This is a genomic window from Sinimarinibacterium thermocellulolyticum (assembly GCF_040327995.1).
Lineage (GTDB): Bacteria > Pseudomonadota > Gammaproteobacteria > Nevskiales > Nevskiaceae > Solimonas > Solimonas thermocellulolyticum.
Window position 1 is genome coordinate 325,586 of record NZ_JBEPIJ010000001.1, and the last position, 10,967, is coordinate 336,552.

Annotated in this window: 13 protein-coding genes; 2 read left to right on the forward strand and 11 right to left on the reverse strand. The window is 68.5% G+C overall.

Going from position 1 to position 10,967, the window contains the following annotated elements; all coding sequences use genetic code 11:
- Window positions 1-2: 2 nt before the first annotated feature.
- The 11 genes from ABSH63_RS01575 to ABSH63_RS01625 form a co-directional block, all read right to left on the reverse strand.
- Window positions 3-266, reverse strand: a complete 264-nt coding sequence (locus ABSH63_RS01575) for a DUF3613 domain-containing protein (protein WP_352886788.1) — start codon at window positions 264-266, stop codon at window positions 3-5.
- A complete protein-coding gene (locus tag ABSH63_RS01580; RefSeq protein ID WP_352886790.1) occupies window positions 263-970 on the reverse strand; it encodes a tetratricopeptide repeat protein in 708 nt (235 codons plus the stop codon). The genes ABSH63_RS01575 and ABSH63_RS01580 overlap by 4 nt, the downstream gene beginning before the upstream one ends.
- Window positions 963-1,901 (reverse strand): type II secretion system F family protein, encoded by a 939-nt coding sequence (locus tag ABSH63_RS01585; RefSeq protein WP_352886792.1) that lies wholly within the window; start codon window positions 1,899-1,901, stop codon window positions 963-965. Before ABSH63_RS01585 ends, ABSH63_RS01580 begins: the two co-directional genes overlap by 8 nt.
- 13 nt (window positions 1,902-1,914) lie before the next feature.
- Complete coding sequence (locus ABSH63_RS01590; RefSeq protein ID WP_352886794.1) at window positions 1,915-2,838, reverse strand: type II secretion system F family protein; 924 nt, start codon at window positions 2,836-2,838, stop codon at window positions 1,915-1,917.
- Complete coding sequence (locus ABSH63_RS01595; RefSeq protein ID WP_352886796.1) at window positions 2,838-4,070, reverse strand: TadA family conjugal transfer-associated ATPase; 1,233 nt, start codon at window positions 4,068-4,070, stop codon at window positions 2,838-2,840. The genes ABSH63_RS01590 and ABSH63_RS01595 overlap by 1 nt, the downstream gene beginning before the upstream one ends.
- A 12-nt stretch (window positions 4,071-4,082) precedes the next feature.
- Window positions 4,083-5,273, reverse strand: coding sequence for a CpaE/TadZ family protein (locus tag ABSH63_RS01600; protein ID WP_352886798.1), 1,191 nt, complete (start codon window positions 5,271-5,273; stop codon window positions 4,083-4,085).
- A 64-nt stretch (window positions 5,274-5,337) separates the two neighbouring features.
- Window positions 5,338-6,639 (reverse strand): type II and III secretion system protein family protein, encoded by a 1,302-nt coding sequence (locus ABSH63_RS01605; protein WP_352886800.1) that lies wholly within the window; start codon window positions 6,637-6,639, stop codon window positions 5,338-5,340.
- Between the two features lie 157 nt (window positions 6,640-6,796).
- Complete coding sequence (gene cpaB / locus ABSH63_RS01610) at window positions 6,797-7,669, reverse strand: Flp pilus assembly protein CpaB (RefSeq protein ID WP_352886802.1); 873 nt, start codon at window positions 7,667-7,669, stop codon at window positions 6,797-6,799.
- A 43-nt stretch (window positions 7,670-7,712) separates the two neighbouring features.
- A complete protein-coding gene (locus tag ABSH63_RS01615) occupies window positions 7,713-8,219 on the reverse strand; it encodes a TadE/TadG family type IV pilus assembly protein (RefSeq protein ID WP_352886804.1) in 507 nt (168 codons plus the stop codon).
- A 35-nt stretch (window positions 8,220-8,254) separates the two neighbouring features.
- Window positions 8,255-8,686, reverse strand: a complete 432-nt coding sequence (locus tag ABSH63_RS01620) for a prepilin peptidase (RefSeq protein WP_352886806.1) — start codon at window positions 8,684-8,686, stop codon at window positions 8,255-8,257.
- A gap of 18 nt (window positions 8,687-8,704) precedes the next feature.
- The gene (locus ABSH63_RS01625; RefSeq protein ID WP_352886809.1) at window positions 8,705-8,905 is read right to left on the reverse strand and encodes a Flp family type IVb pilin; all 201 of its coding nucleotides are present in this window, start codon (window positions 8,903-8,905) and stop codon (window positions 8,705-8,707) included.
- Window positions 8,906-9,090: 185 nt separating this feature from the next.
- Between ABSH63_RS01625 and ABSH63_RS01630 the strand changes: the two genes are divergently transcribed.
- Together ABSH63_RS01630 and ABSH63_RS01635 are read left to right on the forward strand one after the other, a co-directional pair.
- On the forward strand, window positions 9,091-9,903 hold the full coding sequence (locus ABSH63_RS01630; protein WP_352886811.1) for a symmetrical bis(5'-nucleosyl)-tetraphosphatase: 813 nt from the start codon (window positions 9,091-9,093) through the stop codon (window positions 9,901-9,903).
- A gap of 223 nt (window positions 9,904-10,126) precedes the next feature.
- Window positions 10,127-10,942: a sulfatase-like hydrolase/transferase gene (locus ABSH63_RS01635; protein WP_352886813.1), complete on the forward strand. Its 816-nt coding sequence runs from the start codon at window positions 10,127-10,129 to the stop codon at window positions 10,940-10,942.
- The last annotated feature ends 25 nt before the right edge of the window (window positions 10,943-10,967 follow it).

Below are 10,967 nucleotides of genomic sequence, written 5' to 3' on the forward strand. Positions count from 1 at the left end.
GCTCAGCCGCCGCCCCCGGAGACGAAGCTCTCGCGTTCGAACTCCTCGGGAATGCGATTCTCGAAGCTGTTCAGGTAGCGCTCGTAGACCTTCTCGGCGACCTCGCCCGGCATCGGCCTTTTCTCGGCCGTCGCGGCATTGCCGCCGGCCTGCAAGTCCAGCCACGCGCGCGTGTCGTCACCGATCCGGGGCGGCTCGGCGGCGCTCGCCGCCGCCATGGCCAAACCCGCCGCCAAGGCCATCGCCACTGGGTATCTACCGTTCATCCTCGACCTCCCGACGCCGTGGGCGTCGCGCTCAGTATGCGCGCCCGTTCACGCAGGCGCGAAATCGTCTCCGGCGGCACCGCCGCCTCGCGCGCGATGCGGCTGACCGCCGCCTCGTCGCCTTGCACCATCATCAGCAGCAACAGATTGTTGCGCGCGGTGGTCGATTCCGGCGCCAGTTCCACCGCCGTCGCCAGTTCGTGCAGCGCCTCGCGATGCCGGCGCGCAGTGAGCAGCGCGTAACCGAGATCGTTGCGCACGTCGGCATCGGTCGGGCGCAGCCGCGCGGCCTCGCGCAAAAAGGCGATCGACCGCGCCGGCTCGGTGCGCGCGTGGAGCAGGCCGAGGCCGTGATACGCCTGGGCAGCCAGCGGCGAGCGCAAGAGGCTCTGATAGAGCGCATCGGCCGCGGCGATCTGCCCGAGGCCGCGCCGCGCCTCGGCCTCCAGGTAATTCAACTCGTCGCGGTCGCCGCCGCCGGCGACACGACGCTGCTCGACGTGCGCGAGCGCGGCGTAGTACTGCTTCTGGTCCAGCATCGAGCGGATCAGATCGGTGTAGACCTCGCGGTCGACGCTCTGCGCGTCGCGCTCGCGCGGCGGATTCGCCGGCGCATCGAGGCGGCGCGGGGCCGCGCAGCCGCTGGTCTGGGCCAGCATCAGCACCAGCGCCAGCGGCGCTGCGAGCCACAATCGCCTAGGCACTGACGTCTCCGAGCGCGCGAATCAGCGCGAGGAAGGCCGGCCCGGCGACGAACACCATCAGCGCCGGGAAGAAGAACAGCACCATGACCACGGTCATGCGTCCCGACAGCAGATTGACCTTCTCGCGCAGATCCAGCGAACGTCGCTCCTCGATCACGTCCAGCGCTTCGAGCAGCGGTTCGCGGATCTCGCCGCCGTAACGGTCGACCTGGCGCAGCACGCCGAGCACGGTGCTCAGATCGTCCACCTCGACGAGATCGGCGAGATTCTTCAGTACGTCGCTGGTGTCGGCGCCGGCCTCGATCTGGCGCAGGACGAGATCGAGTTCGCGCCCGAGCTCCGGCAGCACGCCGCCGCCCTCGCGCACCAGGCTCGCCAGCGCCTGGCGCGTCGACAGGCCGGCCTCGAACAGCAGCGTCAGCAGATGGATCAGCAGCGGCACCTCGGCCTTGATGCGCCGGCGCCGCGCCGCCGCCGCGGCGCGCAGGATCCAGCGCGGCAGCAGGAACGAGAGCAGCACGGCGGCGACGCCGAACAGCAGCGTGACCAGGAACTTGTTGTCGACCTCGGCGAACAGCCAGAACACGAGCAGCAGCGCCGCGAGCGCGATCGGCAACACGCCCTGGAAGGCGTACCAGAGCACCCGTTGTTCGCCGCCGCGCCAGCCGGCCTGCATCAACAGACGGCCGCTCTCGCCCTCGGGGTCGACCATGCCTTCGATGGCCTTGCCGCCGCGCACCATCGACGCCACCAGCGGCCGCTGACCGCGATCGTCGAAGTCACCCCCGCCGCCGGCGACCTCCGGTGCCAGCCGCCGGCGCAGGCGGTGCTCGTCGCGCGCACGGACGAAGAGCAGCGCGAGCAGGCCGACGCCGAGCGTCGCCAAGAGGATGGCCGCGGCGATGAGGCCGGCGAACACCGTGGGATTCATGCGCGCGCCCTCGTCATGCCGGCTCCTCGGTCGAGCGCATCATGCGGTAGATCAGCAGCACGCCGACGACCTGCAGCGCCACCGATCCGATCAACAGCCAGCGGCCGACACCGTCGAACCACATCGTGCGGTAGTAGTCGGGGTTCTGCGCGAAGATGTACAGCATCAGCGCCACCGGAATCACCGACAGCACGACGGCCGAGAAACGCGTCTCCGCGGTGAGTGCGCGCAACTCGCGTGCGGCGCTGTCGCGCGCGCGCACCGCATGGATCAGGCTGCGCAGCAGGTTGCGCAGGCTGCCGCCGTACTTGCGGTTGATCGCCGCGGCGAGCGCGAGCACCTTGAGATCGCGTAAGCGGTGGATCTCGGCGGTCTCCATCAGCACCGACTCGATCGGCGCGCCCAGGCGCACCTGACGGCTGATCGACAGGAACAGCGGCCCGATCGGCTCGCTGCTCTCGCGCGCCGAGGCCGCGAGCGCCTCGTCCAGCGTGTTGCCGGCGCCGAGCACCCGGATCACGCTCTCGATGAACGGCGGCAACTGTTCGACGATGCGCGCGCGGCGCAGCGCGCCCTGTCGGTTGAGCCAGGCCCAGCCGAAGGCGAGCAGGATCGCGATCGCCGAAAGGCCGCCGAACCAGCCGAGCACGAGCACCGCGATCAGCGCCAGGCCCACGATCACCAGCAGGATGCGCGCCACGGTGTCGGCCGACAGCTCGGCACCGGTGCGCCACACCAGATGGCAGGCCCAGCGCAGCAAAGGATTGCGCAGGTGCGCACGCTCGGCCGGCATCACATAGGCCGCCTCGTCGCCGCCCATCGCGCGCAGGCGCAGCAGGATGTCCTCCTCGCGTTCGCGCATGCCGGCGCGCACGAACAGCCAGATCGCGCCGCCGGCGAACAGCAGCGCGAGTCCGAAGATGATCGCGAGCGCCATCAGATCGCCCCCCGGCAGTCGACGTGCCGGCCGTGTTCGACGTCGTAGCGGAACAGCTCGCGCATGAGCAGCTCGGCGCCGCGCATGCCGAGGACCTCGCTGATCGACATCACGCGCCGCTCGCCGCCTTTGAGCCGGCTGACGTGCACCATCAACTGGATCGCCGAGGCGATCTGGCCGCGGAAGGTGATCTCGCTGCCGGTATAGCCGGCGAAACCAGCGAGCAGTTCGAGCCGGTGCACGGCGTCGCGCGGGGAGTTGGCGTGCAGGGTGGTCATCGAACCGTCGTGGCCGGTGTTCATCGCCTGCAGCATGTCGAGCACCTCGTCGCCGCGCACCTCGCCGACGATGATGCGATCGGGACGCATGCGCAGCGCGTTGCGCACCAGATCGCGCGCACTGACCGCACGCTCGCCTTCGAGATTCGGCGGCCGCGTCTCCAGGCGCACCACGTGGCCGTGGTTCAGGCGCAGCTCGGCGGCGTCCTCGACGGTGATGACGCGCTCGTCCGGCGGGATCCACTGCGACAGCAGGTTGAGGAAGGTGGTCTTGCCCGAGCCGGTACCACCGACCACGATCAGATTGGTGCGCTTGTCGACGCGCTCCTTCAGGTACTCCAGCTCGGCCTCGCTGAGCGTGCCGTAGCGCAGCAGATCGTCGGCCGACAGCGGCTGCTTGCGGAACTTGCGGATCGAAAGGCACGGCCCATCGAGCGCGATCGGCGGGATGATGGCGTTGACGCGCGAACCGTCCGGCAGGCGCGCATCGACCATCGGCGTCGATTCGTCGACGCGGCGACCGATCGGCGCGAGGATGCGCTGGATCACGCGCACCACGTGGGCGTCGTTGAAGAAACGCACCGGGGCGCTGTAGAGCCGACCGTCGCGCTCCACGAAGACGTTGTTGGGGCCGTTGACGACGATGTCGTTGACGCTGTCGTCGTCGATCAACGACTGGATCGGACCATAGCCCATCAGCTCGTCGCGCGCATCGCGCGCCAGCGCCTCGGACTCGCGCTGGTTGACCGGCAGGCGCTGCTCGACGACGTAGCGCCGCATCTGTTCGGCGACGAAGCGTTCGATCTTGAGCGCGTCCCAGCGGTCGATGTCGAGATCGCGCTCCTCGATCTGCTGGATCAGATGCCGGTGGAAGCTGTTCTTGAGCTGCTGGTACTGCTCGGACAGCCGAAAGCGCGTGATCTGCGGATCGGTCGCTGGCGTCGGCGCGTTCACGGCGCGTCCTCGTTACCCGAACAAGCGGCCGAGCAGCCCCGAACGCTCCGGCGCCACGCGCGCCTGGCCGCCGACGAGGGCGGCGGCGAGCCGGCGCACGTCGAGCGCGAAGGGGTCCTTGGGGGCAAGGGTGAACATCGGCTCGCCGGCGTTCATCGCCTGGATGCGCGCACTGCCGTTGCTCGCCGACAGCGTGCCGAGCAGCGGCAGATCGAGGATCTCGGCGAGATTCTCGGGCTCAAGACCGATACGTCGGCGGTAGTAGTCGACCACCAGCGCGGTGCGGTCCAGCGGGCAGTCTTCCAGGCGCAGCGCGCGCAGCAGGTACTTGCTGTGCCGCGACTTCATGATCGACTGATCGGTCAACAACAGGGAGCGGTCGGCCTGGGTGACGAGGCCGGCGATGGTCTGCAGCGGCAAGTGGCCGTCGAAGGCGACGACGACGCAACCGAACAGGCCGCGCACGACCTGCAGCAGCTTGATGAACTCCTCGAAGTTGGCCTGCGGACGGCCGACCAGGTCCTCGGGCAGGCTCAGTAGGTACAGACCGCTGGGGTGTTTCGAGAACGCGGTGTCGATCAGCGTCTGGTCGCAGCGGTAGACATCGTTGATCGCGTCCAGCACGCTGTACGACTGGTTGATGTTGAGGAAGATCGCGGCGGCGCCGGCGGGCGTGGCCATGTCGATCAGCAGCACCGGTTCGCTGCGCGGCAGAAGATCGACCGTGGCCAGCGCCAGATGCTCGGCGACGAAGGCGATCGCATCGGTCGGATGGGCGGCGAACAGACCGAACAAGCGCCCCTGCTTCTGCGCCGCGCGCGCCGCCGGCGCTGCGCGCCGCAGCAGCTTGGACAGCAGTGCGGCGACGTCACCCTCGTCGCGCCGTAGCACCAAAAAGTCGCGGGCACCGGCGCGCATGGCCGCGAGCACGATGTCCGGATTGCTGTCAGCGCCGAGGCCGGCGATCGGCAGGTCCGGCATGCGCTCGGCGAGACGTTCCATCATGCTGATGCGCGCGTCGAGATTGCCGGCCTCGAACTGGAAGAACGCGACGTCGACGCGCCCCATCATCTGCACACGCTCGATCAGATCCTCGGCGTCGAGCGGCCGCACCAGCGAGAACTCCGCACCCTGCCCGGCGGCGTTCTCCAGCCAGCTCAGATACACGGGATCGTCGGCGACGACGACGGCCTGCGTTTTCATGATGCGCTCGTCCGATGTTCGACTCGGGCGGATTCTATGGCCTTTGCCACGCGCACCGGAGGTTTCAGCGCGAAAAGCCGCTATCGAACTCGCCGCGCTCGAGGAAGATCGTCTGCGCCGCGCTCGGCGCGTAGCGGTCGTACTCGGACCCCGGCAGCTTCGGCAGCCGCGCGCCCTTGGCCAGCGGGCGCACCAGGCGCGGTGTCACCACCATGATCAGCTCACGGTCCTCGCGTTTGAGGTCGTTGGACTTGAAAAACGCGCCGAGCACCGGAATGTCACCCAGCCACGGCACCTTGTTGACGTTGTCGGCGAGGTTGCTGCTGACCAAACCGGAGATCACGAAGGTCTCGCCGTCGCCGAGCTCGATCGTGGTCTCGGTACGCCGCACCGACAGCGCCGGCACGGCGACGCCACCGATCTGGATACCGGCCGAGAAATCGAGATCGCTGACCTCGGGTGCGACCTTCATCGCGATACGGTTGCGCGCCAGCACCGTCGGCGAGATCGCCAGACGCACGCCAAATTCCTTGTACTGGATCGAGATGCCGCCGGCGCTGGCACCGCCCTGGCTCACCGGCACCGGGAACTCGCCGCCGGCCAGATACGTCGCCGTCTGGCCGCTCATGGCCAGCAGGCTCGGCTCGGCGAGCACGCGCACCAAGCCCTTGCTTTCGAGCAGGCTGATGATGCCGAGCAGACCGCGGCCCGGATCGGCGAGCACCAGGTTGAAAGCGTTCTGCAGCGGTAGGTTCTGCAGGAATTCGATGCCGGCCGCACTCCCCGTGCCGAGTTCGACCCCAGACAAGCTGCCGGGCGCGAACAGGCCGCCGGAGTCGCCGCCGCTGGCCTTGGAGGCGTTGAGGCCGTAGCGACGCATCGTGCTGCGGCCGATCTCGGCGATCTTGACCGTGGTCATCACCTGCGTTTCGAGTTCGACGCCGCTGCTGTCGGTGAGCTGGCCGGCCTCGGCGAGCTGCCCGGCCTGGACCGCGCGCCGGTGCGCGAGCAGGTTGGGCAGCGTACCCGACAGACTACGTCCCTGATCGATCGTCGCCCCGGCGAGCTGCGGATCCGGCCGCGCGCGCGGCGACGGATCGACCACAGCGCCGACGCGCACGCGATACTCCTTGGGCTGCGGCGCGCCGCGCGTCCACACGTGCAGGCTGGTGATGCCCAGGCCATTGCCGGTGATCAACAGCTCGCGGCGGTTGACCACGGTCACATCGGCGATCGCCGGATTGCCGACCGCGACGCGGCTGACATCGCCGGCGGCGCGGTGCAGACGCTGGGTGCCGAGCTCGACCATCAGCACCGTCGGCTCGGCGCTCGCCGGCAGTGCGGCACACAACAAGAGCACCGTCATGGCGAGCAACCGCAGGCATGTCCCGAGCGTCGTCGAGGGGTGACGAAGCAACCCAATGACGCTCGCGGCCCGGGAGCTGCCCGGGATCGCCGCCACCGCGGCGCGGCCTCGCGATGACGCTGGGTTCTGCACTGGTGCACCGTTCATGGTCTGGGCCTTAGTGGGTCGTGACGACTTCACGCTTTGCGCCACGCAGGATTTCGACCTGCGGCCGCGGCTGGGCCTGCCGGGCGCGCTGCAGCCGTGCCAGCTCGGCGAGGCCGATGGCCTTGTCCGGCGCGCGCTCGGCGGTCCTCGTCGGGTCGCTCTGCCCGACGGGCGGCATCGGCGCCCCCGCCACGAGAGGCGCCTGGCTATGCAGGGCCAGGCGCAGCTCGCCGAGACTCGCGCCGAGCATCAGCTTGGTGGTCTGGTCCTCGGGCACCGCCAGCACCGCGGTGCGCTGCCGCGAGCGCTGACCGGCGTCGTCCCGCACGCCCTCGGGCCGGTCGATGATGCGCTCCTCGTAGGCCAGCACGCGCGCGGCTTCGAGCAGCACGCGTGACTGCGGCTGATCCAGCCCGGTGCCGCCACGCAGATAGAGCAGCACATCGACGATGTCACCGGGGCGCACGAAACCGCCGACGGCGACCACGTCGTTGATCTCGACCGACACCGCCTGATGGCCCGGTGGAATGATGCGGGCGAGCACATTGCCTTCCTTGAAGTAGCGCTGCGTCACCGGCGCGCCGGCGTCGATGTCGACCAGCGGCACCTTGCCGACGACGTCGTCGATGCTGCCGTATGGATCGGCCGGCACCACCGACACCGGCACCAGGGCCACGGCGTCGCGCGCGATCGGCTGGTAGGCGGCCAGCGGCTTGAGCGCGACGACGGCGAGCGTCTGCTGAACCTGCTGCTGCGTCACCTGCTGCTGCGCCTGCTGCACCTGCGCGGCGTAGTCGCGGCTGATCTTGAAGCCGACGAAAGCCAACACGACGGCCAGCAGGACGGCGACCACCGCAACGACCTTGAGCGTGGTGCTGCTCATGTTCTCATTCTCCAACTCCCCAGGACACGGCGCATCCGCACACCTAGATACGCACGACCGCGGTCGCGGTCAGCGTATCCGGCAGCGGTGGCACAGTGCCGACAATATAGAGGTTCAGCACCGGGAACAGGCTGCTCGGATTGGCCAGATCGAAGCGCAGCGTCACGCGCAGCGCGTCGCCGTCGACGGGGCAATCGGGCGTGCCTGCGGGGCACAAGCTCACCTCGACGCGCTCGCCGGCCGTGCCGACGACGCGCGCACGCTGCGATACCGGTAGCCAAGACAGCGCCGAGACGGCTGTGGCGCGCACCACCGCCTGCTGCCTCGTGAACGCATCATCGATCGCCGGATCGACCGCAACGGCGGCCTCGGCAGCCTCCTGCGCAGCATAGACGATGGATTGCTTGAGAACGTAGATGTAGGCGTAAACGATGACGCCGTAGACCAAGAGGAACAGGATCGGAAAGACGAAGGCGAACTCGACGACGGCGGCGCCGGACTGTCGCCAGTGCGTACCCCACCTTCGTGCCACTGCGCGTCCTGCAGTCATCACGTCACCCCTTTAACAGACCCCTGCGGCGAGCGTTATGCCGTCCACAACGGGCCCACCCACAGACGCACGACGAAGCCTGCCGACAAGGCCGCCGCCGCAGGCAACCGGTGGGACGGGCCGAACGACAGGCTCGCGATCGCCGCCATCGCGCCGAGTGCCACCGCCGCGATCCACATCGCCTCGACCGCGGCCAGCCCGCCGAGCAGAAAGCCAATGCAGCCGGCGAGCTTCACGTCTCCGGCGCCGAGTTTCTTGACCAGATACCCCGGCAGCCAGATCAGCACGCCGATCGCCGCCCCGGCCAGACTACCGAGCCAGCCGACGCCGGCGATGCCCTGCCCCTGATGCAGCAACAGGCCGGCGCCGGCCAGGGCAGCCACCACCAGGCTCCAGTTCGGGATCCGCCTTGTGCGCAGATCCCAGACCGAGATGGCGACTGCCCATGCCACGAACAGCCCCGTCACGACGGGCGATCGATAGCCTTACGGCGTGGCGCTCGCAGTGGCGGCCCCAACCGCGGTGACGACCGCATTGAACACGTCCGTCAACCCACCGCCGACGGCGAGCAGCACGACAATGAGCGCCACTGCGATCAGGCCCACGATCAGGCCGTACTCGACCGCGCTCGCCCCTTCTTCGTCCTTGAAAAAGGTTTTCAGATATTCCGTGTAGACCTTCAACATGGCGTGCTCCTGTGCTTTCGTACCGGCCGTGCGCGGGCCGTGGGCATACTATGAAAGCCGTTCCAAAGAGCGTCAAAGCTGGCGAGGCGATGGTTTTCTACCGTTCATCGGCTCTGTATCGCGACCACTCCGGGCTGAATCGGCGCCGCTCATCCTCACCGCGCGTCGGCTGCTAGTCTGGTTTCATGTCCACCTACGTCATCGGCGACATTCAGGGCTGCCGCGACGCGCTGTTGCGCCTGCTCGAGCGCTGCCGTTTCGACCCGGCGGCCGACCGCCTGATCTGCGCCGGCGACCTGGTCGCGCGCGGACCGGATTCGCTCGGCACGCTGCGCTTCGTCCATGGTCTGGGCACGGCGGCCACCGCGGTGCTCGGCAATCACGACCTGCATTTGCTGGCACTGGCCCAGGGCTTCGGCCGGGCGCGCGACGGTCTCGACACGGTGGTCGCGGCCGACGACGCCGAGACGCTGCTCGAGTGGCTCTCGACGCGGCCGCTGGCGCTGCACCACGCCGCCACCGACACCCTGATCGTCCACGCCGGCGTGGCGCCGCAGTGGACGGTGGCCCAGACCTTGGCCCTGGCCGGCGAGGCGCAGGCGGTGTTCGCCGACCGCGAGCGACGGCGCGCGTTTCTGCCGCGCATGTACGGTGATGCGCCAGCGCGCTGGCGAGACGATCTGACCGGCGACGATCGCCTGCGCTGCATCGTCAATGTGCTCACACGCGCGCGCTACTGCAGCGCGCAGGGCGACTTCGAGTTCGCGGAAAAAGGCTCACCCGGCGCCCAGGCGGGCGATCTGATGCCGTGGTTCGAGGTGCCCGAGCGGCGCAGCGCGGGCACGCGCATCGTTTTCGGCCACTGGTCGACGCTCGGACGGATCCACTGGCCGCAGGCAAACGTCTGGGGACTGGACACCGGCTGCGTCTGGGGCGGCGCGCTGAGCGCGCTACGGCTCGAAGATCTGCATCTGCTCGAGGTCCCCTGCGCGGGCTGAAATCCCACGCCCGGCCGCGGGTATCGGGGTCAACATGCGCCATTTTCCGACAGCGGCGCCGGCGAGCGGCCGCCACAATAGCGGCTCGTCGCTTTTTCGCGGGGGAAATCTTCAGCGTGAATCGCCGCGCCCAGTGCCGCCGAGAACCGGTCTGTGCCGCCGGTGGCCGAGGCGCGCCGCGCGCGCAGTGTCCGCGCCCCGACCCATCCCGCCAGCGCATGACATGAGCCACGACCTCGTCTACATCGTCCTGGATAGCTGCCGTTTCGACAGCTATCTGCGCGCAAAACGTCCCAACATGGACCGCATCGGCGCCGGCGAGCGCCGTTATGCCTACGCCTCCTGGACCTCGCCCTCGCACTACACCTATTTGATGGGGATGATCCCCCACGACAGTCCCAAGGGCGTGTTCGCCTCCGAGGTCTACAAGAAGGACTTCGTCAAATGGGTCGACCGCCTCGGCATCGAGGGCCTCGCGTTCAAGAGCTTCGTGCCGCAACTGTCGCTACCCAAGGTACTGCAGGACCACGGCTATCGCACCGTGGCGCGCGTGTCGATGCCGGTGCTGAACCCAAGCTCGCACCTGAACCGGCATTTCGACGACTACAAGCTGATGACCAATCACAACGATTTCGCCGGCATGGTCGACGAGATCGAGTTCTACGACGACGAGTCGCAGTTCTTCTTCCTGAACCTGGGCGAGACCCACTACCCGTACATGCTCGAACCCGGCAGCCTGCCGCACATCTCCGGCGTGCACGGCGTGTTCAAGCGCATGGACGACGAACTCGGCCGCGAGACCGAAGGCCGCTTCTTCGACGACGAGCAGATGAAGGCGCTGCACGCACAACAAATCCAGTGTGTCGAATACGTCGACGGCGTGCTCGACGCCCTGATCAGCAAGGCGCCGGCGCACACGCACTTCATCATCACCGCCGATCACGGCGAGTGCTTCGGCGAGGGCGGCTACTTCGGCCACGGCCCGATCGTGCATGACAAGGTCCTGGAAGTCCCGTTCATCGAAGGCAAGAAACGTTGAGTCCAAGGATGCGAATCGGATCGCC

Coding starts and splice junctions, on each gene's coding strand:
- ABSH63_RS01575 (WP_352886788.1), bottom strand. CDS start 266: ATGAACGGTAGATACCCAGTGGCGATGGCCTTGGCGGCGGGTTTGGCC.
- ABSH63_RS01585 (WP_352886792.1), bottom strand. CDS start 1,901: ATGAATCCCACGGTGTTCGCCGGCCTCATCGCCGCGGCCATCCTCTTG.
- ABSH63_RS01590 (WP_352886794.1), bottom strand. CDS start 2,838: ATGGCGCTCGCGATCATCTTCGGACTCGCGCTGCTGTTCGCCGGCGGC.
- ABSH63_RS01600 (WP_352886798.1), bottom strand. CDS start 5,273: ATGAAAACGCAGGCCGTCGTCGTCGCCGACGATCCCGTGTATCTGAGC.
- ABSH63_RS01605 (WP_352886800.1), bottom strand. CDS start 6,639: ATGACGGTGCTCTTGTTGTGTGCCGCACTGCCGGCGAGCGCCGAGCCG.
- cpaB (WP_352886802.1), bottom strand. CDS start 7,669: ATGAGCAGCACCACGCTCAAGGTCGTTGCGGTGGTCGCCGTCCTGCTG.
- ABSH63_RS01615 (WP_352886804.1), bottom strand. CDS start 8,219: ATGACTGCAGGACGCGCAGTGGCACGAAGGTGGGGTACGCACTGGCGA.
- ABSH63_RS01625 (WP_352886809.1), bottom strand. CDS start 8,905: ATGTTGAAGGTCTACACGGAATATCTGAAAACCTTTTTCAAGGACGAA.
- ABSH63_RS01630 (WP_352886811.1), top strand. CDS start 9,091: ATGTCCACCTACGTCATCGGCGACATTCAGGGCTGCCGCGACGCGCTG.
- ABSH63_RS01635 (WP_352886813.1), top strand. CDS start 10,127: ATGAGCCACGACCTCGTCTACATCGTCCTGGATAGCTGCCGTTTCGAC.